This window comes from Microbacterium sp. SLBN-154 (genome assembly GCF_006715565.1).
Taxonomy (GTDB): domain Bacteria; phylum Actinomycetota; class Actinomycetes; order Actinomycetales; family Microbacteriaceae; genus Microbacterium.
Window position 1 is genome coordinate 281,737 of record NZ_VFNL01000001.1, and the last position, 23,568, is coordinate 305,304.

Genomic DNA, 23,568 nt, shown 5'->3' on the forward strand with positions numbered 1-23,568 from the left:
GTCAGGCGTACACGTGCGGTGCGAGCACCGCGACATCGCGCAGGTTGCGATACTTCTCCGCGAAGTCGAGACCGTATCCGATGACGAAGTCATTCGGGATGTCGAATCCGACGTACTTGCAGTCCACGTGCACCTTCGCGGCGTCCGGCTTGCGGAAGAGCGCGAAGACCTCCACGGAGGCGACCCCGCGGGACGCGAAGTTGTCCAGCAGCCAGCGGAGCGTCAGGCCGGAATCGATGATGTCCTCGACGATCAGCACGTGCTTGTCGTGCAGGTCGGTGTCGAGGTCCTTCCGGATCTGCACCACGCCGCTGGAGCGGGTTCCGGCGCCGTAGGACGACACCGCCATCCAGTCCATCGGATACGACACCGGCAGAGCGCGGGAGAAGTCCGCCATCACCATGATCGCGCCCTTGAGCACCCCGACGAGGACCACGTCTTTGCCCGCGTAATCCACGGCGACCTGCGCCGCGATCTCATCGAGCTTGATGCGGATCTCCTCCTCGGTGACGAGAACCCGGGTGATGTCGCCTTCGATGTCAGCCGCGCGCATGCCCTCCAGCTTACGTCGCCGTGTGTGAACGCCCGAGCGGCGGGAGGACTGATCGGTCAGCGTGCGGTGAAGACCACGCGACCACCGACGCGCGCGGCGCGGCACGCGGGGAGGTCGATGGGTCCCTGCCCCGACCAGTCGGTGACCAGGCGCGCGACCTCGAGTGTCTGCACGCGGGTGAGGCTCGCACCGAACTCGGCGGCCACGACGTGGCGGATGATGCGGTGCCGGAGCGCCGGTGGGTTGGCGGCGAGGGCCGCGACCGACACCGCGATGCCGGCCTCGGCGTGCTCGACGATGTCTTCGATCGTCTCGTCGATCATCTCGTCGAAGGCCTCCGCGTCCTCGCGCAGCTGTTCGGCGGTGCGCGCGAGCGCCTCGGCGATACCCGGGCCGAGCTCGGCCTCGAGCACTGGCAGCACCCGCTCCCGCACCCGCACGCGCGCGAAGCGCGGATCGGCGTTGTGCGGGTCGTCCCACGGCACCAACCGGAGCGCCGCGCACGCCGCCCGGGTGGTCTCGCGCCGCAGAGCCAGGAGGGGCCGCAGCAGCGGCACGCCCTCGAGATCGGATGCCGCGGCCATGCCCTGCAGGCTCGCCGCGCCCGAGCCGCGGGCGAGCCCGAGCAGCACCGTCTCGGCCTGGTCGTCGAGGGTGTGGCCGATGAGGATCGCCGTGGCGGCCTCCTCGCGAGCGGCCGCCCGGAGCGCCGCGTAGCGCGCATCGCGCGCCGCGGCCTCCGGCCCGCCGGTGGCCCCCACCTCCACCCGCACCACCCGGGCCGTGGCACCCGAGGCCTCTGCGGCGCGTCGGGCCGCATCCGCGGCATCCTCCGACCTGTGCTGGAGACCGTGGTCGACCGTGATCGCGACCACCCTGATCCCGCGCCGTGCGGCCTCGAAGACCGTCGCAGCGGTGAGGGCGAGCGAGTCGGCGCCGCCGGAGAGACCGATGATCACAGAATGACCGTCGGTCACCACCTCGAGGCTTTTGCGTACGGCGAGCCGCACCGCGGCCACCGCCGGGTCGAGCGAGGGTCGCAGCGTCACGCCTCCACGCTACCCATCGACGGCGTGGCGACCGTCGACAGCGCGCACGCGGGGCTCTACGTTGTGGCCATGGAATCCGAATCCGAGATGGGTCGCACCCGTTACCGGCTGTACATGATCATCGGCTTCGTCGTCTCGCTGCTCTTCGCCATCGTCGGCGTCGCCGCGCTCCTCACCAACGGCGGACCGGTGCTCGGGTGGGTCATGATCATCGCCGGCCTCGCCATCGCCGTCGTCTCGATCGTGCAGCTGCGACGATCCTGAGCGCAGAGGGTGCCGCGACTAGGCTGGTCGCCGGCCACCCACCGTTCTGAAGGAGCACAGGCATGGGCGCATACGACGCCGTCATCGAGATCCCGCGCAACAGCAAGATCAAGTACGAGGTCGACCACGGCACCGGACGGGTCTTCCTCGACCGCATCCTCTTCACCCCGATGGGGTACCCGACCAACTACGGGTTCTTCGAGAACACCCTCGGCGAAGACGGCGACCCGCTCGACGTGCTGGTGCTGCTCGACCAGGACCTCATGCCCGGCATCCTCGCGAAGGTCCGCCCCGTCGGCGTGCTGAAGATGGTCGATGAGGCCGGCGGCGACGACAAGGTCGTCGCGGTGCTCGCGAAAGACCCGCGCTGGGCGCACATCCAGGACGTCGACGACATCCCCGAGTACACCAAGAACGAGATCGGGCACTTCTTCGAGCACTACAAGGACCTCGAGCCGAACAAGTGGGTCACGGTCGACCAGTGGGCGAATGCCGCCGAGGCCGAGCGCCTGGTGAGTGAGGCCTTCGTGCGCTTCGAAGAGCACGAGGGCGAGACCCGCACCCAGGGTGAGGGCGAGTCGCCGAACACGCTGGACTGAGGACGGGGGCGACGGTGGCGCGGAACGGGTTCGGGCCACGCGCCGCCGCGCTCTCCGAAGCCATCGCCTCGCGGTTGTGGCCGATCCCCCTCGCCGCGACCGTTCTCGCCGTCCTCCTCGGCGTCGTCCTGCCCGAGATCGATCGTGCGATCGACCAGGACCTGCCGGCCACCTTCACCGCGCTGCTGTTCGGGGGCGGGGTCGATGCGGCACGCGCCGTGCTCTCGGCGATCGCCGGGTCGGTCATCACCGTCACGTCACTGACGTTCTCGCTGACCGTCGTCGCCCTGCAGCTCGCGAGCAGTCAGGGGTCGCCGCGCCTCCTGCGCATGTTCGCCGCCGACCGGATGGTGCATGCGACCCTCGCCATCTTCATCGGCACCTTCGCCTACTCGTTGACGGTACTGCGCACGGTGGAGGATGCCACGGGAGATGCGGGGGCCTTCGTCCCTCGGATCGCGGTCACCGTGGCATCCGTCCTCACGCTCACCAGCGTGGTGATGCTGACCTTCTTCCTCGGGCATCTGGCGCGGCAGCTCCGGCTCGAGACGATGATGCGCGACGCCCATCGGGAAGCGTCGCGCACGATCGGGATGGTGTGGGATGCGGCGCCGGGGCGCCCGGCTGCCGTCGCCCCCCGCTCGCCGCAGGAGGCACGGGAGGTTCGCTCGGAGTCCTCCGGGTTCCTCACCGAGGTCGACCGATCCAGGCTGGTGGAGATCGCCCGCGAGCACGACGTCGTCGTCGAGGAGATCTCGCCCACGGGCACGAATGTGGTCACCGGATCGCCGTTGCTCCGGTGGTGGCCGCGCTCGGGCGAACCGACGCGTGCCGACGCCGGCCTCGACTCTCGTCTTCGCGATCAGTTCAGCCTGTCGTACGAGCCCACTCCCTCGCAGGATGTGAGCTTCGGTCTCCGTCAGATCACCGACGTCGCGATGAAGGCCCTGTCCCCCGGAGTCAACGACCCGACGACGGCTGAGTACGCGGTGGGGCATCTGGCCGACCTGCTCGCCGACATCGCCGCCCGTGGTCCTTTGCCGGCATCCTTCACGGATGACGAAGGCACCGCGCGTCTCGTCCCCGCACAGCCTTCGTTCGAATCGCTCGTCGCGTTGAGCCTCGGTCGCGTCCGACACTATGGAGCCGGAGACCCGCTCGTCAGCGGCCGTCTGCTGCGCGCCTATGGCGAGGTCGGCCGTCGAACCGTGGATCAGGGCCAGCGGGAGGTCTTGCGATCAGAGCTCGCGCGCACGCTGCGCGCGATCGACACGCACGCCGCCGACGACACCGACATCCGGGCTGCCCGGCACGTCGCAGACGAGGTGCGGACGACCCTGGGCTGACCCCCAGGTCAGGCGCCTGGGTGTGTCAGACGCCGATACCGCGATCTGCCATGAAATAGATGGGGTTCACCGTGGCACCGTTGACGTAGCACTCGAAGTGGAGGTGGCAGCCGAACGATCGCCCGGTGTTGCCCTCGGCGCCGATGAGCTGGCCGGCATTGACCCACTGGCCGTAACCGACGTAAATCGAACTCAGATGCGCGTATCCGGTAGCGATGCCACCGCCGTGGTCGATGCGGATGAAGTTGCCGTAGCCGCCGTTCCAGCCGGAGTACGTGACGCGCCCAGCGGATGCGGCGAAGATGCCCGCGCCACATCCGGCGGCAAGGTCGACACCGTAGTGGAAGGAGCTCGAGCATCCCTGGGATCCGCATTGGGATGCTCGCGCGCCGTACCCGGAGGACCGCCAGCCGGACGAGGGACGAGCCCAGCCGGTTCCGACGACGCCGCCGCCGTTTCCTCCGCTGCCGCCTCCGCCTCCGCCTCCGCCTCCACCGCCGCCACCGCCGCCACCGCCACCGCCGCTGTTCTGCTGGGCTTCGCGACGCTTGCGCTCCTCCTCAGCGAGGCGGGCAGCCTCGGCCGCGCGGGCGCGGGCCTCTTCCTCTTCGCGGCGTCGGCGCTCTTCTTCGGCCTTGCGACGGGCCTCGACGCCGGCCTGGTAGTCGGCGATCGTCTTGGCGGTCGTGTCGCGGAGGGCCGCCAGCTGGGCCTCGAGCTCGACGCGGTGCGTCTGCTGCGCAGCGAGTGCCGCCTCAGCGGCGGCGGCCGCCTCCTGCGCGGCCACCATCTTCTGCTCCGCCTCTTTCTGCAGGCGGTCGCGCTCTGCGCGCTGCACGGCAGCCTGGTCGCTGAGACTCTGCGCTGAGTCGCGAGCGGTGATCGCCTCGGCGTAGGCCCCACGGTTGCGCTCGACGAGCTTGTCCATCGTGCCGAGCTTGGCGAGCAGGTCATCGGCCGTGGCGGCGGAGCCGGCGAAGAACAGCTCGAGCGAGGTGTCGTCTCCGCCGTTCCGGTAGAGCTCGGCGGCGACGCGGCCGGCCTTGTTGGCCGCATCCGTGGCCTTCACGGCCTGCTCGTCCGCCTGTCGCTGCAGTTCGTCAGCGCGGTAGGCGGCCTCGAAGAAGGCCTGCTGCGCCTCGTAGTACTCGTCGCCGGCCCGGACCGCTTCGGCCTGCTTGGCGGCGACATCCGCGGCGAGACCGGCGATGAGGCCTTCGATGCGGGTGATCTCGGCGGCCTTGGCACCCTCGTTCTGCTTGGCGCGCTCGACGTCGTCCCATGTCGGGTAGTCGACGGCGAAGGCCGGAGCGAGGGTCGGACCCGCCAACGCGCTCGCCGCAGCGAGGCCGACGATTCCGAGACCGAGGAGGCCGCGACGACTGAGGTCGGGCCAGAGCATCGCCTTCTCGCGCGCCGTGGGCGCACAGCCGCAGTCGTCATGCATCGCGTCGGAGTCCACAGGCCCTCTCCTTCGCACACAGGCAGAAGTAGACGTGCATCACATTAGCAACATCAGTCACAATCGCAACGGTGATCACCGGAATCGTGCTCCTCGATTCCGGTGCGACCGTCCGCCCAGTGTCGTCGCGAACCCCGCTTCTCACCTGCGCGACGCGCGGGGCGACACCGCATCGGAGAGCTCGATTGGCGCAAGCGCCGGGGATTGCGTATGCTTGGGCGTCGGCGAGTGAGCCTCCGGGTTCGTTCATCCGGCCCCATCGTTTAGCGGCCTAGGACGCCGCCCTTTCACGGCGGTAGCACGGGTTCGAATCCCGTTGGGGTCACTCCGTAAGGCACAATTGAATAAGCATGGCCCTGTAGCGCAGTTGGTTAGCGTGCCGCCCTGTCACGGCGGAGGTCGCGGGTTCAAGTCCCGTCAGGGTCGCTCCAAGCGGCGGGCCTTCTTTCGAGAGGGCCCTTCGTCTAGGACGTGGCATCGCGTCGTTCGCGATACGGATGCCGCGCGGCTCTGTAGCTCAGTTGGTAGAGCGCACGACTGAAAATCGTGAGGTCACGGGATCGACGCCCGTCGGAGCCACTGGGACCCTCGTGTGGCTTCTACGCACGGGGGTTTCTTCATTCCCCCTCACGGGCCACCGCGGTCGCAGAATCGCACGGATGTCGCAGACGACCGCCGCTCCGCTGCGACTTCGACAGTTTTCTGCGACGCCGCGGCACGACATGACGCATAATCCTGGTAGCGCGTCCCTGACCCGAACGGTTCCCCATGCCCTTCCGCAACGCCGCCACCCTCCAGGCATGGTTGGAGGAGTTCCTCGCCTCCGGCGACCACGCCGGCTTCGCGGGCACGGTGCGCGTGATCCCGCAGGACGGGGCCGACGGAGCAGACACCGGGCTCGTCGGGGTGAAGTTCGAGCGACTTTCCACGACGACCGCGATCCGACCCGAGCAACCCGGCTCGGCGCGCTGGCTGGTGAGCTTCGAACCGCGCGACACTCCTGTGTCGATGCCCCCCGAACAGGTGAGCGCCCTCGCCGAGGATCTCACCTACGTCGCGCGACTCTGCCGATTCCTCGAGCAGAAGTCAGCGCAATACCTCGAGGGCGACCAGCCCTAACCTGACGGCCGCGGTCTCAGCGTGAGGTGACCGCGGCGGTGAGGTCTTCGAGGAGCGTCGACAGCTCCTCGACATGCGCCACGTCGCGAAGCGCCACCGCCTCGTCGAAGTCGTCGTCGAAGCGGCAGAGCGACGACCACGGGGCATCCGAGAGATCGATGGCGGGATTGATCCGGATGACGCGGCGATCGTCCGGGTCGTAGTCGCGGGTCGCGACGCCGCGCTCGACCAGTCGGTCGATGAGGGCCGTGGCCCCCGCAGCGGTGATGCCGAGGTATGCCGCGATGTCGGCTGCGCGAACGCCCGGGCGCTCGCAGATGAACATCAGTGCGCGCGCATCGCCGTCGCCCATGTTGAGATCGCGACGGGCCTGCGAGAAAGCGGCGGAGCGCGCGTCGGCATACCCGGAAAGGGCCCGGCGCAGAGCGGATGGCTGTCGTGCGATCGTCATCGCCTCCATCCTGTTACCCACACTCGTGCGGTGTGGCTCACACCCTGAGTATTACACTGATTTAACTAAATCGGTGAATCATTGTGTTAGCGTTGCCCTGTTGCCACTGGCTCGCTCCCGGTGTCGATACCTCGATCCCAAACGCTGGGTGGGCCTGGCGAAGGAGTGGACCATGGGTTACTTGTATTACGGCAGCGACACACAGGCCATCTCGATGCCTGACCGCATGCTCGCGCACGTGAAGGTGCTGGCGGCGACGAAGCTCCGACGGAACGAATCCTTCACGATCACGTGGCGCCATACCGACGACGAAGCTCCGGGGCGTACGACGCTCTGGCTGCATCCGGCGATCCCGCTGCGCTTCACCTTCAGCACGGTCGACGCCGAGAAGATCGACGGGCCTCTCCTGCAGCGGCTCGCAGCCGAAGCCAGTTCTTCCGGCGGCCTCAATCTCGACGCACGCATGTTCGCCACGAGCCCCGAGCCCGAGCCGCAGCCCGCGCTGACCCTCGCCGCCGCCGTCTGACAGGTCGTCACGCGGTTCTCATCCGCCGCCCCGACCCCTTCCACGCCGCCGTAGGCTGACGGCATGGAGGACGGTCCGCGACGGGGCGCCGCGCCGCTCGACGCCGGCGAGGCGGAGGAACTCCGCTCACTCCGCCGGCGCGCCTTCAGCCCCGACGCCGACATCCATCTCGACGCGGCAGCGTCAGCACGCCTCGACGAACTCGAGGCACGTGCCCTGCCGAGCCCCCCTCCTCCCCCGCCCGCACCGCCGCCGGCGTCGCCGGCCGGCCCGGGCGCCGCGGCGCGGCATCCCTCCGCAACGGGCGCGGCCACCGACATCCTGCTGATTCCCGCCGATGAGGATGACGCCGATCCGGCCGCCACCGCGGGAGACGACGTCGAGCCGCGGCGCGTGCGGCGACCCCGGCCGGCCGCGACCTGGGCGGCCTCGCTCGTGGGCGCCCTCGTCATCGGGGCGGGCATCACGGCGGGGGTGATGGGCGCCGCCGCCGACAGCGGCGGCATCCGCCAGGTCGCGACCCTGAACGTCGACGAGGAGTTCCAGGCGCCGATGTTCATGGATCCTGAAGCCTCCTCGGTCCGAGGCTTCGAGGACTTCTACGGCATGGTCGTCATGGCAAGCGACCAGAAGTGGCTCGGGCCGGGATCGGACCAGTGTCTCGTCATCACTGCGGGCGGCGACATCAGCTACCAGTCGCAGGCGTTCCAGGGACGGCTGTTCGTCGGGTGCGGCGCGGGCGAGTTCCCCGCCTCGGCGCAATTCACCGTGTCGCCGGGTCTTCCCCGCGACCTCATCGCGGCGTTCCCGGTCGGCACCCCGCTCCAATTCGTGCTCGACGGGTCGCGGGTCGGGGTGTTCGTCGGGCAGGAGACGACCGTCGAAGCGAGCGGAGCCGGCCGATGACCCTCGACGCCACCCGCGAAGAGCTCCGACGCCTCCGAGAACGCGCGTGGGGTCCCGACGCCGATCTCGCCCACGATCCGGCCGCCGTCGAACGACTGCGTGCGCTCGAGTCCGCCCTCCGGAGGAACAACGAGCGGACGGATGACGCGGGCCCGCCGACGCACGGATCCGCACCGCCCGCGGCCGAGGCCGCCCCGGCGCCCGCCGCCCCCGCCCCCGTACCCGCCGCACCCGGCGCACCCGGAGCGCCCGGCGCACCCGGAGCGCCCGAGGCGAGCGGGGCGCCCGAGCGGCCCGGCACGTCCGGCTCGACGTCCGAGAACCGGCCCTCGACCGATGCCGACGAGCCCGCGGCATCCCCCCTCCCCCCGGCCGACGAGCGACCGCCGCTTCGCGCCTGGTTCCCCCGGCGACGCGCGCCCTGGGCCGCCTCGCTCATCGCGGCGGCGGCGATCGGCGCCGTCATCGTCGTCGCCGGCGCGACCACCGTCGAGCGCACCGGCGGCGGTCAGCAGGTCGGCACCCTCGCCCGAGACCCCGGCTTCACTCCGCCGGACTTCCTCGGCATTCCGGCGGACTCGCTGCGGGGCTTCGACGAGTTCTACGGCCTCACCGTGTTCAGCAGCAACGAGGAGTGGATCGGCGGCGGCACCGACGAATGCCTCCTGGTGGTCGGCGACGGCGGCGGCGAGGCGCAGCGGCAGGTCTTCCTCGGCTGCGGCGTGGGCGCCTTCGCCGCATCGGTGTCGTTCCGGGTGCAGCCGAGGATGCCCGCCGCCCTTCTCGAGCGCTTCCCGGAAGGAACGCCGCTGAAGTTCGTGCGTCAGGGCTCCGACGTGCGGGTGCTCGCGGGCGACGCGCCCTGACCACCGAGCGGGCGGACCTCTCCGCTCGTTCGGCGCGCCCCCAGGCGGCGGCCGATGATGCCCTGCCGCGGGGCGAAGAGGTAGGCGAGCGTGAAGAACGCCCCCTGCACGAGGACGACGAGCCCCCCGGATGCCGCGTCGAACCAGTAGCTCAGGTAGATGCCGATGACCGACGCGGCCGCCGAGACGACCGGGGCGATCACGAGCATGCGACCGAACCGGTCGGTGAGGAGGTAGGCCGTCGCGCCGGGGATGATGAGCATCGCCACGACGAGGATCACGCCCACCACCTGCAGTGCGACGACCGCGGTGAGCGCGAGCACCCCGAGAAGGAGGGCGCCGAGAACCCGCGGCGACAGTCCGATCGCGAAGGCGTGCGTCGGGTCGAAGGCGTAGAGCGTCAGGTCGCGGCGCTTGACGATGAGCACCGCGAACGCGACGACGGCGAGGATCAGGATCTGCACGAACTCGGCATCGGAGATCCCGAGGATGTTGCCGAAGATGATGTGGCTGAGATCGGTCTGGCTGGGTGTGACCGAGATCAGCACGAGCCCCAGGGCGAAGAGGGTGGTGAAGACGATGCCGATCGCGGCATCCTCTTTGACACGACTGGTGCCGCGGATGAGTCCGATGAGCGCGACGGCGAGGAGGCCGAATACCAGCGCCCCGAGGGCGAAGGGCGCCCCCACGACGTAGGCGAGCACCACACCCGGCAGCACCGCGTGCGAGACCGCGTCGCCCATGAGCGACCAGCCCACGAGCACCAGCCAGCACGACAGCAGCGCGCACACGATCGCAGCGACGACGGTGGTGGCCAGCGCGCGCACCATGAAGTCGTACTGCAGGGGCTCGAGGAGGATGTCGATCGGGGTCACGGGGTGTCCTCCTCCGCGCGGGGCCACCGCTGTGCGGGCTGCTCCTCGAGCCCGAAAGCACGCGCCAGGGTCGCGGGTTCGAGGGCCTGCGCGACCGGCCCGTGGAAGAGCACGCGATTCATCAGCAGCACGGCCTCGTCAGCGAGATCGGGAAGCGCGTGCAGGTCGTGGGTGGAGACCAGGACGGTCCGGCCCGCCCCCGCGAGGTCGCGGAGGAGACCGACGATGGTCGCCTCCGAGCGCTTGTCGACGCCGGCGAAGGGTTCGTCCAGAAGCAGGATGCCGGCATCCTGCGCGATCGCCCGAGCGACGAACGCGCGCTTTCGCTGACCGCCCGAGAGGCGACCGATCTGCCGGTCGGCGAGCCCGTCGAGCTCGACGCGCGCGAGCGCCTCGTCGACCGCGCGGCGGTCGGCGGCGCCCGGGCGGCGCATCGGGCCGAGTCGGCCGTAACGGCCCATCATGACCACGTCGCGCACCGAGACCGGGAAGGTCCAGTCGACCGCCTCCGACTGCGGGACGTAGCCGACGAGCCCGCGACGGCGGGCCGGCGCCGGGTCGGCGCCGTCGATGCGCACCGTGCCGCGGTCGGGCCGCAGGCGCCCCACGATCACAGCGAACAGGGTCGACTTCCCCGACCCGTTCATCCCGATGAGGCCGGTGACGCGGCCGGCGGCGACCTCGAGCGAGACGTCGCGGAGCGCGACGACGTCGCCGTAGCGGACGGTGACATCCGAGACCTCGATGGGGTGCGTCATCCGCTCTCCCCTCGAAGCCCCGCGGCGACCAGCTCGGCGTCGTGGCGGAGGAGATCGAGGTAGGTCGGCACGGGGCCGTCGGGTTCGGAGAGGGAGTCGACGTAGAGGGTGCCGCCGAAGGCGGCGTCCGTCGCCTCGACGACCTGCTGCATCGGACGATCCGACACCGTGGACTCGCAGAAGACCGCGGGGATGCCGTCGGCCCGGACCCTCTCGATGACCGCGGCGATCCGCTGCGGGGTCGACTGCTGCTCGGCGTTGACCGGCCAGATGTAGGCCTCCTCGAGCCCGGCGTCGCGCGCGAGGTACGAGAACGCCCCCTCGCAGGTGACCAGCACGCGCTCCGCCTCGGGGACGGCGTCGATCTCGGCCACGAGCTCGTCGTAGACCTCCTGCAGCTCGGCCTTGTACGCCTCGCCGTTCGCGGCAAAGTCGGCGGCGTTGTCGGGATCGAGTTCACCGAAGGCGGCGACCATGTTGTCGACGTAGACGGCCGCGTTCAGCGGACTCATCCACGCATGCGGGTTCGGCAGGCCCGCGTACGCGTCACCCGAGATGTCGATGGGCTCCACACCGTCGGAGACGACGACGTGGGGCACGTCCACCGACTCGACGAACTGAGCGAACCACGCCTCCAAGCCCAGCCCGTTGTCGAGGACCAGGTCGGCATCCGCCGCACGGCGGACGTCACCGGGGGTCGGCTCGTACCCGTGGATCTCGGCCCCGACCTTGGTGAGCGACTCGACGCGGAGGTGGTCTCCGGCGACGTTCTGCGCGATGTCGGCGAGCACGGTGAACGTCGTGAGCACGACGGGGCGATCGTCGTCGGCGGGGCTGCCCGCTCCGCCGGAGGCGCACCCCGCGAGCGCGACGGCGAGCGCCAGCATCCCCGTGAGGAGCGCACCGGTGAGCGCCGCACGATTTTTCGGCATACCGAAAAATATAGCGGGACGGGCACGTGCGCGACATCACGATCGGGATGCGGCGGCCCCGCGCTGCCGGCCGTGACGCGCCCGAAGGACTACGATGCCCTCGGCGCGGGGGCGCGGCGAAGGGGGATGTGATGTCGCAGGTGGGTCGATCCGGAAGGCGACGGGCCAGCGCCCGCGTGCGGCGCCGGAGGCGTCTGGTCGCGACGATCGCGGCCACGGTGCTCGTGGTCATCCTGGTCGCGACCGTCACGATCGCGGCACTCACGCGCGGTGCGCCGGCGCCCGCGGCCGACAGCGACACCTCGACGACGCCCGGGCCTTCGGCCGAGCCGACACCCGAACCCACCCCGCTGACGGCGGCCGAGACGCTCCTCGCGGGCACCGACGACCCCAACGCGTGCGCCGTGAGCTTCGCCGGCGACGGCATCGACCAGGCGCCGATCCTGCAGACGCAGGGGACGCTCTACGCGGGCCTACCCATCCCCGGGCGCGACGGCGCGGTCTTCGCCGGCTGGTACGCCACCCCGGAGGACGCCGCGGCCTTCACCGTGCCCGCACGGGTGAACGGGTCGGAGATGGTCGTCTGCACCGACCGGCAGGTGACGCTGCACGGGGCGTGGAAGACCCCCGAGGAGAACGCCGCCGAAGACGCGCGCATCCCCATCCTCATGTACCACCAGTTCACGACGAACCCCAAGGGCGAGAGCGGGTGGCTGCGCGGCAATTACGCCTACATCGGCGACTTCGACGCACACATGAACCACATCGCCACCGGAGGGTTCTACCTTCCGACGTGGGACGAGCTGAGCGCCTTCATCGACGGGCGGCTGTGGCTGCCGAACCGGTCGGTGATCGTCACCGACGATGACGCCGATCAGACCTGGTTCGACCTCGCCGTGCCGGTGGTGGACAAGTACCAGGTGCTCTCGACGTCGTTCATGATCACCGCCGACCGGCAGGACCCGGCACCCTCCCCCTACGTGCTGCGCCGCTCACACACGCACGACATGCATCAGGCCGGGGCGAACGGCGACGGGCGGATCACGAATTACGCGGTCCCTGAGATCATCGCCGACATGGAGGCATCCGCTCAGGTTCTGGGGGTGAAGGAGGTCATGGCGTACCCCTTCGGGCATTACAACGAGACCGCGAAAGAGGGCCTGCGCCAGGCCGGCTTCGAGATGGCGCGCACCATCGAGCCTGGCTATGTCACGATCGGCACCGACAAGCTCGCCCTCCCCACCATCCGCATCAATTACGGGATGGGGCTGGACGCACTGGTGAACCTCATCGGCTGAGGCGCGCGGGGTTTGACGCGCAGCGGGCGGCGCTTCGCGCTGCGGGCTCTTTCTGCGCTCATGCGGTCTTCTGCGCTCCCGCGGATTGCAGCGCTCCCGCGGGGTTCTGCGCTCCCGCGGATCGCTGAGCGCGGGCGATCCGCGGGAGCGTGGATCACCGCGCGAGCGTCTCGCGCGGAGGGCAACGAGGCGGACACGACAGCGCGGGCGACGCGCGAGCGTGTCACGCCGGGGGCCGACAGCGCGAACGCGACAGCGCGGGCGATCCGCGAGGTGCGGGGCGGCGCGGAGGGGATGCGTCAGAGCTCGCCGGGCGACATCGCCTGCGCGTCGAGCTCGTCGACGAACTGCCGCGCGCGGCTCGGAGCTCCCGCCCGTCGCGGGGCGTAGACGACGAGCGAGTGGAACATGAAGCGCACGAGGAAGGCGACGACGAGCGTCATCCCGGCGGCGATGACGCTGGAGATGTGCCACGTCTCGACGAGGAGCGCGATGACCGGGATGCGGATCAGCGCCTCGGCGTTGTTGAAGGCGAACGACTTCGCGAAGCGGGTCCAGACCCCGGATGCCTCGTGCTTCATGTCGTGGAAGACGAATCGCTCCTGCAGCAGGAAGTTGCCGATGATCGTCGCTTCGGCCGCGATGACGGCAGCGACGATGTAGCCGACCCCGAACTGGATGAGCACCCACATGATCGCGAGGTTCGCCACGGCCCCGAGCCCGCCGATGAGGGCGAAGAGCGACATCTTTCCGAAGCGCAGCGCCGTCAGCTGGGCGAGGAAGTGCAGGCCCTGACGAAACGACGCCTTCGATCGGCCGGCATGACGCTCGGCGAAGTCGAAGGGCACCTCGGCGATGCGCAGCGACCGGCGCGCGAGAATCTCGAGCAGGATCTTGAACCCGCGCGGCATCAGCGTGGAGGGGTCGACGGCGCGGCGGTCGATGAGGAAGAACCCCGTCATCGGGTCGGTCACGTCGTGCAGGCGAAGGGGGAACATCGCCTTGGTCAGCGCCGTCGAGGCGCTCGAGACGAGCACGCGGGTGCGATCGGCGAGGCCTCCCGAGGTGCCGCCGCCGGCATAGCGCGACGCGATGACGACGTCGACGTCGCCCTGAACGAATCGTCGGTAGAGCTCGGGGATCTTCTCGGGCGGATGCTGCAGGTCGGCGTCCATCACCAGACACGCGTCCGCCGCAGCGGCCTTCATGCCCGCCATGACCGCGCCGCCCAGGCCTCCGGTGCGCTTCGCGCGGTGGATCAGCCGTACCGGGAGGCCCGCGCTCCGCGCGACGTCCTCGACCACCGCGGGGGTGTCGTCGGTGCTGTCGTCGACCACGATGATCTCGGCCTCAATGCCCTCGACCGCCGCCGAGACGCGCGCGACCAGCTCCGGGATGTTCGGAGCCTCATTGAAGGTCGGGACGATGATCGAGAGCTGCACTGCCGACCATCGTCGCACGATCGCCCGAGGCTGCGCGCGGCCTTGGGGAATGCTTCGGGCGTGCTCAGGTGTTGTCCATGCTCGGCACGAAAGGATTGACGGATGACTGCCACCCCCACCCCCATCACGATGTTCGGCGCGGACTGGTGCCGCGACTGCATCCGCACCAAGAAGCAGCTCGACGAGCTGGGTGTCGCCTACACCTACGTCGACCTCGTCGCGCAGCCCGAGGCCGCGGACGTCGCCCGGGAGATCTCGGGCCGCACGAACATCCCCGTCGTCGTCTACCCCGACGCGTCGCACCACGTCGAGCCCTCGAACTCCGACGTCGAGGCGAAGCTGCGGGAGCTCGCGCTCCTCTGACGCGGGTCGCACTCCGGGGGCCGCGGAGTGTCGCCGAGTCGAGGTGACGCAGACGGTCGCCCGGCGCGGCCACATGCGCCACCCGGATCCACGCCGCGCCACGTCGCTCGGTCGAAGTGGCGCGAATGGTCGCCCCGCGGCACTCAACCTCGCGATATGCGCCACCCGAAGCGCGGGCGCGGGCGCTGAGGTGGCGCGAATGGTCGCCTTTCGGCGCTCAACCTCGCCAAATGCGCCACCCGAAGCCGGGCGGGCGCTGAGGGGGCGCAAATGGTCGCCTACGCCGCCCGACGCGGCGAAATGCGCCACCCGGATCCACGAAACTCCGCATCGCGCGGTCGAGGTGGCGCGAATGGTCGCCTTTCGGCGCTCAACCTCGCCACATTCGCCACCCGAAGCGCGGGCGCGGGCGCTGAGGTGGCGCAGATGGTCGCCTTTCGGCGCTCAACCTCGCCATATGCGCCACCTCGGGCGCGGGCGCGGGTGCTGAGGTGGCGTAGATGGTCGCCGACGCCGTCCCGCGGCCACATGCGCCAACCGGGTTCACGTCGCGCCACGTCGCGCGGTCGAGGTGGCGGAAATGGCCGCCTTTCGGCGCTCAACCTCGCTATATGCGCCAACCCGGTCCACGCAGCTCCGCGTCGCGCGGTCGAGGTGGCGCGAATGGTCGCCTTTCGGCGCTCAACCTCGCCACATTCGCCACCCGAACGCGACGCGCGCCATCCGATCCCCGCCCCGCGACGAACAGGTGAGGTCAGGCCGAGAAGCGGAAAGGGGAGCCGGATGTCCACGAAGACGGCACGCCGCCCGATCGGGTGGGCCGCGGCATCCGGAATCATCGCCGCCGCCGCCTTCCTCGCCGCCGCCGAACTCGTCGCCCTGATCGTCGCGCGCAGCGCGAGTCCGATCCTCGCGGTCGGGTCGTTCCTCATCGACATCGTTCCGCAGCCGATCAAGGAGTTCGCGATCTCGACCTTCGGCGATGCCGACAAGGTCGTGCTGCTGATCGGGATCGGCGTCGGCGTGGTCGTCGCCGCGGCGGTCGCGGGCATCCTGCAGTACCTCCGACCCCCGCTCGGCGTCGCCGCTCTCGCACTCGCGGGCATCCTCTCGGGAGCCGCGACGCTGACCCGCGCCGGAGCGACCCCGCTCAGCGTGCTGCCTCCGCTCGTGGGCACGATCGTCGGCATCCTCACCCTCATGCTGCTCGTCAACCGCCTCCGCCGGTGGCGCGGCCCGCGCACGATCACCGCACCCGCCACCACCGAGGGCCCCACCACCGAGCACACCACCGCCAACCCCGCGACCACCGAGCACCCCGCCGCCGTCGACCGCCGCGCGTTCCTCCGCGCGAGCCTCGTCACCGCCGCGGCGGCGGTCGTCGTCGGGGCGGGTTCCCGCGTCGTCAACGCCGCGACCTCGTCTCTCGCCGCCATCCGAGAAGAGCTGGCCCTCCCCGCACCCCGCACGACGGTGACCATCCCCGACGGGGCGAGCTTCGACATCCCGGGCCTGTCGCCGCTCATCACCCCCAACGACGACTTCTACCGCGTCGACACCGCGCTCACGGTCCCCTCGATCGACCCCGCCACCTGGCGGCTTCGGATCGACGGCATGGTCGACACCCCCGTCGAGCTGAGCTTCGACGACCTCGTCGCGATGGGGCTCGACGAGTACGCCGTGACCCTCACGTGCGTGTCGAACGAGGTCGGCGGAGGGCTGGTCGGCAACGCCGTCTGGCTGGGCGTGCCGCTCCGCGACGTCCTGCGCATGGCGGGCCCGCAGGCCGGTGCCGACATGGTGCTCTCGCGCAGCGTCGACGGCTACACCGCGTCCACGCCGCTCAGCGCCGTCATCGACGACGGCATCGACGCGATCCTCGCCGTCGGCATGAACGGCGAGCCGCTTCCGTTCGAGCACGGCTTCCCGGTGCGGATGGTGGTGCCCGGCCTCTACGGCTACGTCTCGGCGACCAAGTGGCTCACCCAGCTGACCGTGACCACCTTCGCGCAGGACGAGGCGTACTGGACGCCCCGCGGGTACAGCGCCGAGGCTCCGATCAAGTTTTCCTCGCGCATCGACACCCCGCGCGCCGGCACGCCCATCCCCGCCGGACGCACGCCGATCGCCGGAATGGCCTGGGCACAGACCGTCGGCATCGAGCGGGTCGAGGTCAGCATCGACGACGGCCCCTGGCAGCAGGCGACCCTGTCGACGCCGATCAACGACGACACCTGGGTGCAGTGGTTCCTCGACTGGGACGCCCCGGGCGGCACACACTACATCGCGGTCCGCGCGGTCAACCGCGACGGTGAGACCCAGATCCAGGAGCGCGCGCCGATCGCGCCCGACGGATCGACCGGATGGCAGCGGGTGCTGGTCACCGTCCGGTGACCGACAACCCCGGCCGCGCCATCGCCACCCCGCGGCCGGACCACCGCGACTGGCTAGGCTGACGGGGTGACGGTCGAGCGCAACACCCGACCACTGGAGCCCACGGTCGAGACGGATTTCTCCGACCGGATGAGCTACGGCGGCTATCTGCAACTTCCCACCCTGCTGTCGGCGCAGCTGCCGCTGAGCGACCCCGAGCACCACGATGAGCTGCTGTTCATCGTCCAGCACCAGACCACCGAGCTGTGGCTGAAGCTCGTGCTGCACGAGCTCGCCGAAGCGTGCCGCCTGCTGCGACAGGACGACCTCGCCCCGGCGCTGAAGTGCGTCGCGCGGGTCAAGCACATCCAGCGCACCCTGACCGAGCAGTGGTCGGTGCTGGCGACCCTGACCCCCACCGAGTACGCCCAGTTCCGCAGCGTCCTCGGCAAGGCGAGCGGCTTCCAGTCGGCGCAGTACCGGGCGGTGGAGTTCACGCTCGGCAACAAGAACGCCGCCGTCCTGCGGGTGTTCGACGCCGACCCGGCCGCGCACGACCTCGTGCGCACCGCGCTCGAGCAGCCGAGCCTCTACGACGAGTTCCTGCGGCTCCTCGCGCGCACCGGCTACGACATCCCCAGCGCGATCCTCGAGCGCGACGTTACCCAGGCGTGGACCTTCACCCCCGAGCTCGTCCCGGTCTTCACGAGCATCTACGCCGACACCGCGACGCACTGGGCCGCCTACGAGACGTGCGAAGAGCTCGTCGACCTGGAGGAGAACTTCCAGTTCTGGCGCTTCCGTCACCTGAAGACCGTGGAGCGCATCATCGGCGGCAAGACCGGCACGGGCGGATCGAGCGGCGTGCCGTTCCTTCGCCGCGCCCTCGACCTGACCTTCTTCCCGGAGCTCTGGGCGGTGCGCACCGAGGTGCCCGATGCCGCATCCTGAGCCGCTGCGCGCCCTGCTCGGACCCGACGCCGCCGCGGTCCGCCGCGCCCTCACCGACGAAGCGGGGGTCTCGCTCCCCGCGTTCGTCGATCACCACGTGCACCTGCACCTCGTCGACGGCGAGCGTCTGCCGCTCGGCGGGGTCGCAGCGGTGGTCGACCTCGGCGGCGATCCCGCGATCCTGGCTGACCGCGCCGCGGGCACGCTCCCGCAGGTGACCTATGCCGGGGCCTTCCTCACCACCCTCGGCGGCTACCCCGCCGGTCGCGAGTGGGCCCCGCCGGCCATCGTCCGTCAGATCACCGACGCCTCCCCGCAGATCGGGCGCCGCGGGGGCGCGGCGACGGCGGTCGACGAGCAACGGCTCGCCGGAGCATCGGTCATCAAAGTCGTCCTCCATCACGACCGCCCCCTCCCCGAGGATGCCGTGGCGACGATCGTCGAGACGGCGCACGCCGCCGGACTTCCGGTGGTCGCTCACGTCGAAGGAGAGGGGATGACCCGCCGCGCCCTCGACGCCGGAATCGACGCCCTCGCCCACACCCCGTTCACCGAGCGGCTCGACGAGGGCCTCGTCGCCCGGGCGGCCGCCGCACAGGTGTGGATCTCGACCCTCGACATCCACCGCGACGACGAACAGGCGGCCGACGTCGCCCGCGAGAACCTCCGGGCCTTCCGCGCGGCCGGCGGCCGCGTCGTCTACGGCACCGACCTCGGCAACGGCGATCTGCCGCTGGGGGTGAATCCGCGCGAGCTCCGCGCCCTCCTCGCCGCCGGGTGCGACGTTCCCGCCCTCGTCACCGCCCTGACCGATCCCTGGCCGGGCACCGCTCCGCTGCCGGAGGTGCGCACGTTCCTGCGCGGCCGGCCGCCTCGGGGCGCGGGTGGCGTCGACGACGCGAACGCCCTCGCCGACTGGCTCGCCTCGGCGAGCGTGGTTCCGGCCGAAGACCTGCTCCCCGACCTCGACGACGAGGCCGGGAACGTCGACAGTGAGGATGACGATGACTGACCCCCGTGAGCGTGGCGATACGCAGGACTGGGATGCCGCGGCATCCGCTCTCGACGCCGCCGATCCGCTCCGCGGCTTCCGCGACCGGTTCGTCGGAGCCGAGACGTCGCTGGTCTACTTCGACGGCAACTCGCTCGGCCGGCCTCCGCGCGCGACCGCCGACCGCCTCGCCCGCTTCGTCACCGACGAGTGGGGCGGCCGACTCATCCGCGGCTGGGACGAGTCGTGGATGCGCCTGCCGTACGCCATCGGCGACGAGATCGGCCGGATCGCACTGGGAGCGGCGGCCGGGCAGACGGTCGTCGGCGACTCGACCACGGTGCTGCTGTACAAGCTGATGCGCGCCGCCGTCGATCACCAGCGCCGTCGCGACCCCGCCCGGGTCGAGATCGTCATCGACACCGACAACTTCCCCACCGACCGGTTCCTCGTCGAAGGGATCGCCGCCGAGCGGGGCGCGACGATCCGCTGGATCGAGGTCGACACCGCCGCCGGAGTCACCCCCGACCAGCTGCGGGCCGTCGTGGGACCGGCGACCGCACTCGTCGTGCTGTCGCACGTGGCCTACCGCTCGGGGCACCTGGCCGATGCGCCCGCGCTCACCGCGGTCGCCCGCGACGCCGGCGCGCTGCTGCTGTGGGATGTCTGCCACTCGGCCGGTTCGGTGCCCGTCGAGCTCGACGCGTGGGGCGCCGACCTTGCCGTGGGCTGCACGTACAAGTACCTCAACGGCGGGCCGGGTTCCCCCGCCTTCGCGTACGTCGCGTCGCGGCTGCAGTCCGAGCTCACCCAGCCGATCCAGGGATGGATGGGCGCGGCCGACGTGTTCTCGATGGGGCCGCGATACGAGCCCGCCGCGGGTATGGGCCGCTTCCTCTCTGGAACCCCGCCGATCGTCGGGATGCTCGCGATGCAGGACACCCTCGCGATGATCGATGAGGCGGGCATCGGGCCGATCCGCGACAAGTCGCGCGCGCTCACCGGCTTCGCCGTCGACCTCGCCGACGACCTGCTCGCGCGCTACGGCGTCACCCTCGGATCGCCCCGCGACGCGGCAGAACGAGGCGGTCACGTGACGCTGCGGCATCCGCAGATGCGCGCCGTGACGGCACGGCTCTGGGAAAGTGACGTCATCCCCGACTATCGCGACCCCGGGGGCCTTCGCATCGGCCTGTCGCCGCTGTCGACCAGCTTCGCCGAGACGCTGTCGGGCATGCGGGCCGTCGCCGACGCGCTCGCGGCACAGGACGGGGACGGGGACGGGGCCCGCGGAACGACGTCCGGCACCGCGGCTTAGGCTGAGCGCGTGCCCGCACCTGACATCGACGTCGCCCTCCGAGACCTCCGCGAGGGATCGCGCGCCTGGGTCGCGCTGACCCTCTCGCAGCGGGCGCGCCTGCTCGACCGGGTGCATGCGAGCATCAGCGACGCCGCCCCCGAGTGGGCTGCTGCGGCGGCGCGCTCGAAGGGCCTCGACGCCCGGCATCCGCTCCGTGGAGAGGAGTGGCTCTCGGGCCCGTACGGCGCGATCGAGCTCGTCGACGCCCTGGCGACGACGCTCCGCCGGCTGGCGCGGGGCAGCAGTCCGCTCGACGGGGTGCGCGTCACCTCGGCGCCCGGGGGCCGGGTGCGGATCGACGCCTTCCCGCTTCGCGCGATCGACTCGCTGCTGCTGTCGGGATTCACCGGCGAGGTATGGCTGAGGCCGGGCGTCACCGAGGCAGAAGCTCGCGAGAGGGCGGGTCTCGCGCAGCGCTCCCCCGGCACCCCCGGTGGGGTGGGGCTCGTCCTCGGCGCCGGCAACGTCACCTCGATCCCGGTCGCCGACGTGCTGTACGAGCTGTTCGCCCACAATCGCGTGGTGATGCTGAAGCTGAACCCGACGCAGGAGACGCTGCTGCCGGTGTTCACCCGCGCGCTCGCCCCGCTCATCGAGCCGGGGTTCCTGCGCGTGATCGCCGGCGGGCCCGAGGTGGGATCCGCCCTCACCACTCACCCCGGCGTCGATCACGTGCACATCACCGGTTCTGCGGCGACGTTCGAGCGGATCGTGTGGGGCGAGGGGCCGCAGGCCCGCCGCCGACGGCGCGAGAACCGCCCCGCGCTGAAGAAGCCGATCACGGCCGAGCTCGGCGGGGTCTCGCCGATCATCGTGGTGCCCGGCGAATGGTCGGCCGCCGACATCCGCTATCAGGCCGAGCACATCGTGACCATGCGGCTGCAGAACGCCGGGCACAACTGCATCGCCGGGCAGGTGGTGCTGATCAGTCGCGACTGGCCGCAGCGCGCGCAGTTCCGCGCGGCGCTCCGGCGCGCATACGACGAGGCGACGGCGCGGACGCCCTGGTACCCCGGCAGCGCGGAGCGGATGGATGCCGCCGCGGCGGCGTATCCCGACGCCGTCTGGTGCGCCGACGGCACCCGGTTGCTCGTCGAGGCCGACGCCGGGGGCGCGCCCGGGCCCATCGAGGAGACCGAGTACTTCGCCCCGGTCCTCGGCGTGATCGCCCTCCCGGGTCTCGGTCAGGAGTTCCTCGACGCCGCCGTCGCGCACGCGAACGAGCGGCTGACCGGCACGCTCGGCGCCAACATCCTCATCGACCCCCCGACCGAGGCGGCGCTCGGTGCCGGGTTCGAGCGCGCGGTGGCCGACCTGCGATACGGGGCGATCGCGATCAACGCGTGGACGGCCTTCGTCTTCCTCACCCCGACGCTGACCTGGAGCGCGTTCCCCGGGAGCACCCTGCAGGACGTCGGCAGCGGCATCGGCGTCGTGCACAACGCGCTGCTGCTCGACGACGTCGAACGCTCGGTCGCCCGCGGGCCGTTCCGGCCCTTCCCGCGCTCGCTCACCGCGCTCGTGCGCGGTGGCCGGTTCTCGGTGCTGCCGAAGCCGCCGTGGTTCGTGTCGTCGCGCACGGGCGCGACGGTGAGCGAGGGGTTCACCCGGTTCCGGATGCACCGGCGGTGGCCGTCGCTCGGCAGGACCCTGCTGCGGGCGTTCCGGGCGTAGGCGGCTCTGGCGCCCGCTCGGGTTGAAGACGCGGATTCAGCCGACGGCGAGCATCGCTCCCCACGCGAGCGCGGTCGTCGCCAGGAGGGGGAGGATGCCGGGGGCGTCGGCGTCCGCCGGGCGGAACCAGCCCCGGAACCACACCGCGATCGAGAGGGCCAGCACGACGAGGGTGACGATCCGCGTCGCAAGCCCGACGGGATCGCCGACCAGGCCTCCGCCGATTTGCGCGAACGCGATCAAGCCCCAGGGCACGATGCCGATGACCGCCGCCAGCGCGGCGGGGCGCCGGAGACCCCGGATGACGAGGCCGGCGCTTGCGGTGTCGGCGGCCTCGGCGGGTGCGAGGTCGTCGAGGCGCGGGGCGACGAGGGTGCCGTCGAGGGCGAGGAGCATCACGGCTCCGGCCGTGAGCGCGTAGAGCGCGACGAGGGACGTCAGTTCGGTGACGCCGTTGAGCTGGGCGATGAGGAAGACCGCGACACCCGACAGCTGCGACCACCCGATCCAGGTGACCAGGCGCGCGCGCGTGGCGAGCGCGTCGATGCGCGCGACGGCGGCGTCGACGAGCCCGCCGAAGGCGAGCAGCACCACCGCGGCCCATCCGGCGTGGACGGTCGCGATCGCGACATCCGCTCCCCCCAGTCGGGCCGTGACCTCGCCGGTGGCCGGCATTCCGGTCAGCGTGATGACGACGCCGGCGATGATCGCCTGCACCAGGTACAGTCCTGCGCGAACCAGCCTCATGGGCTCATTCTGCCCGGCCGCGGTCGCCGCGATGCGGGGGTTGCGGCGCCCGGGTTCACGACCGCGCATTCCGCCACGACGATCGAAGCGCCGCCGGACCCGGCCAAGACCGCTGCGTCGATCGCCGGGCACGGATCGGGGCACGAATCGGAGTGGCGCAAATGGTCGCCGAGCGCCGCCAACCCCGACCAGTCACGCCACCTCGATCGACCGCCGCGGATCGAGGTGGCGCAAATGGTCGCCCATCGACGCCGAACCCGACCGATTGCGCCACCCCGAACCAGGGATGGGCATCGCGGTGGCACGAACGGTCGCCGCGAGTGCATGTGGGCGACCAGCTCCGCGACCTCGCCGCTCCGCGGCATCCACCCTCAGATCGAGGTGTCGCAGATGGCGACCTTCAGCGGGTCAAGCTCGCCATTCGCGCCACCTTCGTGGTCGGCCTCGAGATCGAGGTGTCGCAGATGGCGACCTTCAGCGGGTCAAGCTCGCCCTTCGCGCCACCTGAACGCCACGCACCACCGCACGAAGCCACACGCGAACGAGCCCACCCGATCCGCCCTGCCACCACGCCCTCGTGAGAGGACGGGCGACGAAGAGGAAAGGGTGGGCTCGACCGGCCGGGACCCCCGGCGAGAGGGGCCCCGGCCCGGCGCGGATTGG

General features: G+C 71.0%; 23 protein-coding genes and 3 tRNA genes. 17 read left to right on the forward strand and 9 right to left on the reverse strand.

Annotated features, from left to right (window positions below):
• Window position 1 precedes the first annotated feature (1 nt).
• Entirely contained in the window at window positions 2-553 is a 552-nt protein-coding gene (hpt, locus tag FBY40_RS01445; RefSeq protein WP_141935830.1) for a hypoxanthine phosphoribosyltransferase, read from the reverse strand.
• 56 nt (window positions 554-609) lie between these two features.
• A complete protein-coding gene (tilS, locus tag FBY40_RS01450) occupies window positions 610-1,602 on the reverse strand; it encodes a tRNA lysidine(34) synthetase TilS (RefSeq protein ID WP_141935832.1) in 993 nt (330 codons plus the stop codon).
• Between the two features lie 69 nt (window positions 1,603-1,671).
• Here tilS and FBY40_RS01455 point away from each other — a divergent pair, with 69 nt between their 5' ends.
• From FBY40_RS01455 to FBY40_RS01465, 3 genes are all read left to right on the forward strand, one after another.
• Window positions 1,672-1,866, forward strand: coding sequence for a hypothetical protein (locus FBY40_RS01455; protein WP_141935835.1), 195 nt, complete (start codon window positions 1,672-1,674; stop codon window positions 1,864-1,866).
• 62 nt (window positions 1,867-1,928) lie between these two features.
• A complete protein-coding gene (gene ppa / locus FBY40_RS01460; protein ID WP_141935837.1) occupies window positions 1,929-2,465 on the forward strand; it encodes an inorganic diphosphatase in 537 nt (178 codons plus the stop codon).
• A gap of 14 nt (window positions 2,466-2,479) precedes the next feature.
• Window positions 2,480-3,811, forward strand: coding sequence for a DUF2254 domain-containing protein (locus tag FBY40_RS01465; RefSeq protein ID WP_160141325.1), 1,332 nt, complete (start codon window positions 2,480-2,482; stop codon window positions 3,809-3,811).
• A gap of 25 nt (window positions 3,812-3,836) precedes the next feature.
• Here the strand turns inward: FBY40_RS01465 and FBY40_RS01470 are convergent, their stop codons facing one another.
• Window positions 3,837-5,258: a M23 family metallopeptidase gene (locus tag FBY40_RS01470; protein WP_200830022.1), complete on the reverse strand. Its 1,422-nt coding sequence runs from the start codon at window positions 5,256-5,258 to the stop codon at window positions 3,837-3,839.
• A 267-nt stretch (window positions 5,259-5,525) separates the two neighbouring features.
• Here FBY40_RS01470 and FBY40_RS01475 point away from each other — a divergent pair.
• The 4 genes from FBY40_RS01475 to FBY40_RS01490 all read left to right on the forward strand — a co-directional run bounded on the left by FBY40_RS01475 (window position 5,526) and on the right by FBY40_RS01490 (window position 6,392).
• Window positions 5,526-5,598: transfer RNA gene (locus tag FBY40_RS01475), tRNA-Glu, on the forward strand.
• Window positions 5,599-5,625: 27 nt separating this feature from the next.
• A tRNA-Asp gene (locus FBY40_RS01480) sits at window positions 5,626-5,699 on the forward strand.
• An 80-nt stretch (window positions 5,700-5,779) separates the two neighbouring features.
• A tRNA-Phe gene (locus tag FBY40_RS01485) sits at window positions 5,780-5,852 on the forward strand.
• Window positions 5,853-6,041: 189 nt separating this feature from the next.
• The gene (locus tag FBY40_RS01490; protein ID WP_141935843.1) at window positions 6,042-6,392 is read left to right on the forward strand and encodes a hypothetical protein; all 351 of its coding nucleotides are present in this window, start codon (window positions 6,042-6,044) and stop codon (window positions 6,390-6,392) included.
• 16 nt (window positions 6,393-6,408) lie between these two features.
• Here FBY40_RS01490 and FBY40_RS01495 read toward each other — a convergent pair whose 3' ends face one another.
• Window positions 6,409-6,843 (reverse strand): MarR family winged helix-turn-helix transcriptional regulator, encoded by a 435-nt coding sequence (locus tag FBY40_RS01495; protein ID WP_235014421.1) that lies wholly within the window; start codon window positions 6,841-6,843, stop codon window positions 6,409-6,411.
• Window positions 6,844-7,015: 172 nt separating this feature from the next.
• On the opposite strand from FBY40_RS01495, the gene FBY40_RS01500 reads away from it, so the two are divergent.
• The 3 genes from FBY40_RS01500 (at window position 7,016) to FBY40_RS01510 (ending at window position 9,141) form a co-directional block, all read left to right on the forward strand.
• A complete protein-coding gene (locus tag FBY40_RS01500) occupies window positions 7,016-7,369 on the forward strand; it encodes a DUF7882 family protein (RefSeq protein ID WP_141935847.1) in 354 nt (117 codons plus the stop codon).
• A gap of 63 nt (window positions 7,370-7,432) precedes the next feature.
• Window positions 7,433-8,275 (forward strand): hypothetical protein, encoded by an 843-nt coding sequence (locus tag FBY40_RS01505; RefSeq protein WP_141935849.1) that lies wholly within the window; start codon window positions 7,433-7,435, stop codon window positions 8,273-8,275.
• Window positions 8,272-9,141, forward strand: coding sequence for a hypothetical protein (locus tag FBY40_RS01510; RefSeq protein WP_141935851.1), 870 nt, complete (start codon window positions 8,272-8,274; stop codon window positions 9,139-9,141). Before FBY40_RS01505 ends, FBY40_RS01510 begins: the two co-directional genes overlap by 4 nt.
• Here the strand turns inward: FBY40_RS01510 and FBY40_RS01515 are convergent.
• The 3 genes from FBY40_RS01515 to FBY40_RS01525 are packed head-to-tail and all read right to left on the reverse strand — an operon-like array spanning window position 9,099 to window position 11,706.
• The gene (locus FBY40_RS01515) at window positions 9,099-10,016 is read right to left on the reverse strand and encodes a metal ABC transporter permease (protein ID WP_141935854.1); all 918 of its coding nucleotides are present in this window, start codon (window positions 10,014-10,016) and stop codon (window positions 9,099-9,101) included. The genes FBY40_RS01510 and FBY40_RS01515 overlap by 43 nt on opposite strands.
• Window positions 10,013-10,774: a metal ABC transporter ATP-binding protein gene (locus FBY40_RS01520; RefSeq protein WP_141935856.1), complete on the reverse strand. Its 762-nt coding sequence runs from the start codon at window positions 10,772-10,774 to the stop codon at window positions 10,013-10,015. The genes FBY40_RS01515 and FBY40_RS01520 overlap by 4 nt, the downstream gene beginning before the upstream one ends.
• On the reverse strand, window positions 10,771-11,706 hold the full coding sequence (locus tag FBY40_RS01525; RefSeq protein WP_160141326.1) for a metal ABC transporter substrate-binding protein: 936 nt from the start codon (window positions 11,704-11,706) through the stop codon (window positions 10,771-10,773). The genes FBY40_RS01520 and FBY40_RS01525 overlap by 4 nt, the downstream gene beginning before the upstream one ends.
• A 131-nt stretch (window positions 11,707-11,837) precedes the next feature.
• Between FBY40_RS01525 and FBY40_RS01530 the strand changes: the two genes are divergently transcribed.
• Window positions 11,838-13,004, forward strand: coding sequence for a polysaccharide deacetylase family protein (locus tag FBY40_RS01530; protein WP_141935858.1), 1,167 nt, complete (start codon window positions 11,838-11,840; stop codon window positions 13,002-13,004).
• 299 nt (window positions 13,005-13,303) lie between these two features.
• Here FBY40_RS01530 and FBY40_RS01535 read toward each other — a convergent pair whose 3' ends face one another.
• Window positions 13,304-14,446: a glycosyltransferase gene (locus FBY40_RS01535; protein WP_141935860.1), complete on the reverse strand. Its 1,143-nt coding sequence runs from the start codon at window positions 14,444-14,446 to the stop codon at window positions 13,304-13,306.
• Between the two features lie 102 nt (window positions 14,447-14,548).
• Between FBY40_RS01535 and FBY40_RS01540 the strand changes: the two genes are divergently transcribed.
• The 6 genes from FBY40_RS01540 to FBY40_RS01565 all read left to right on the forward strand — a co-directional run bounded on the left by FBY40_RS01540 (window position 14,549) and on the right by FBY40_RS01565 (window position 22,158).
• Entirely contained in the window at window positions 14,549-14,809 is a 261-nt protein-coding gene (locus FBY40_RS01540) for a glutaredoxin family protein (RefSeq protein WP_141935865.1), read from the forward strand.
• 783 nt (window positions 14,810-15,592) lie between these two features.
• Window positions 15,593-17,203: a molybdopterin-dependent oxidoreductase gene (locus FBY40_RS01545; protein ID WP_141935867.1), complete on the forward strand. Its 1,611-nt coding sequence runs from the start codon at window positions 15,593-15,595 to the stop codon at window positions 17,201-17,203.
• Between the two features lie 66 nt (window positions 17,204-17,269).
• Window positions 17,270-18,133 (forward strand): tryptophan 2,3-dioxygenase, encoded by an 864-nt coding sequence (kynA, locus tag FBY40_RS01550; protein WP_141935870.1) that lies wholly within the window; start codon window positions 17,270-17,272, stop codon window positions 18,131-18,133.
• Window positions 18,120-19,145 (forward strand): amidohydrolase family protein, encoded by a 1,026-nt coding sequence (locus FBY40_RS01555; protein ID WP_141935873.1) that lies wholly within the window; start codon window positions 18,120-18,122, stop codon window positions 19,143-19,145. The genes kynA and FBY40_RS01555 overlap by 14 nt, the downstream gene beginning before the upstream one ends.
• Complete coding sequence (locus FBY40_RS01560) at window positions 19,132-20,442, forward strand: aminotransferase class V-fold PLP-dependent enzyme (RefSeq protein WP_141935875.1); 1,311 nt, start codon at window positions 19,132-19,134, stop codon at window positions 20,440-20,442. Before FBY40_RS01555 ends, FBY40_RS01560 begins: the two co-directional genes overlap by 14 nt.
• A 9-nt stretch (window positions 20,443-20,451) precedes the next feature.
• A complete protein-coding gene (locus tag FBY40_RS01565; protein WP_141935878.1) occupies window positions 20,452-22,158 on the forward strand; it encodes an aldehyde dehydrogenase family protein in 1,707 nt (568 codons plus the stop codon).
• A 36-nt stretch (window positions 22,159-22,194) separates the two neighbouring features.
• Here the strand turns inward: FBY40_RS01565 and FBY40_RS01570 are convergent, their stop codons facing one another.
• The gene (locus FBY40_RS01570; protein ID WP_141935880.1) at window positions 22,195-22,905 is read right to left on the reverse strand and encodes a hypothetical protein; all 711 of its coding nucleotides are present in this window, start codon (window positions 22,903-22,905) and stop codon (window positions 22,195-22,197) included.
• Window positions 22,906-23,568: the final 663 nt, after the last annotated feature.

What these genes read in the sequence shown, in the direction of transcription:
- hpt (WP_141935830.1), bottom strand. Translation starts at nt 553, where the DNA reads ATGCGCGCGGCTGACATCGAAGGCGACATCACCCGGGTTCTCGTCACC.
- FBY40_RS01455 (WP_141935835.1), top strand. Translation starts at nt 1,672, where the DNA reads ATGGAATCCGAATCCGAGATGGGTCGCACCCGTTACCGGCTGTACATG.
- ppa (WP_141935837.1), top strand. Translation starts at nt 1,929, where the DNA reads ATGGGCGCATACGACGCCGTCATCGAGATCCCGCGCAACAGCAAGATC.
- FBY40_RS01470 (WP_200830022.1), bottom strand. Translation starts at nt 5,258, where the DNA reads ATGCATGACGACTGCGGCTGTGCGCCCACGGCGCGCGAGAAGGCGATG.
- FBY40_RS01490 (WP_141935843.1), top strand. Translation starts at nt 6,042, where the DNA reads ATGCCCTTCCGCAACGCCGCCACCCTCCAGGCATGGTTGGAGGAGTTC.
- FBY40_RS01495 (WP_235014421.1), bottom strand. Translation starts at nt 6,843, where the DNA reads ATGACGATCGCACGACAGCCATCCGCTCTGCGCCGGGCCCTTTCCGGG.
- FBY40_RS01500 (WP_141935847.1), top strand. Translation starts at nt 7,016, where the DNA reads ATGGGTTACTTGTATTACGGCAGCGACACACAGGCCATCTCGATGCCT.
- FBY40_RS01505 (WP_141935849.1), top strand. Translation starts at nt 7,433, where the DNA reads ATGGAGGACGGTCCGCGACGGGGCGCCGCGCCGCTCGACGCCGGCGAG.
- FBY40_RS01510 (WP_141935851.1), top strand. Translation starts at nt 8,272, where the DNA reads ATGACCCTCGACGCCACCCGCGAAGAGCTCCGACGCCTCCGAGAACGC.
- FBY40_RS01520 (WP_141935856.1), bottom strand. Translation starts at nt 10,774, where the DNA reads ATGACGCACCCCATCGAGGTCTCGGATGTCACCGTCCGCTACGGCGAC.
- FBY40_RS01525 (WP_160141326.1), bottom strand. Translation starts at nt 11,706, where the DNA reads ATGCCGAAAAATCGTGCGGCGCTCACCGGTGCGCTCCTCACGGGGATG.
- FBY40_RS01530 (WP_141935858.1), top strand. Translation starts at nt 11,838, where the DNA reads ATGTCGCAGGTGGGTCGATCCGGAAGGCGACGGGCCAGCGCCCGCGTG.
- FBY40_RS01540 (WP_141935865.1), top strand. Translation starts at nt 14,549, where the DNA reads ATGACTGCCACCCCCACCCCCATCACGATGTTCGGCGCGGACTGGTGC.
- FBY40_RS01545 (WP_141935867.1), top strand. Translation starts at nt 15,593, where the DNA reads ATGTCCACGAAGACGGCACGCCGCCCGATCGGGTGGGCCGCGGCATCC.
- FBY40_RS01555 (WP_141935873.1), top strand. Translation starts at nt 18,120, where the DNA reads ATGCCGCATCCTGAGCCGCTGCGCGCCCTGCTCGGACCCGACGCCGCC.
- FBY40_RS01560 (WP_141935875.1), top strand. Translation starts at nt 19,132, where the DNA reads ATGACGATGACTGACCCCCGTGAGCGTGGCGATACGCAGGACTGGGAT.
- FBY40_RS01570 (WP_141935880.1), bottom strand. Translation starts at nt 22,905, where the DNA reads ATGAGGCTGGTTCGCGCAGGACTGTACCTGGTGCAGGCGATCATCGCC.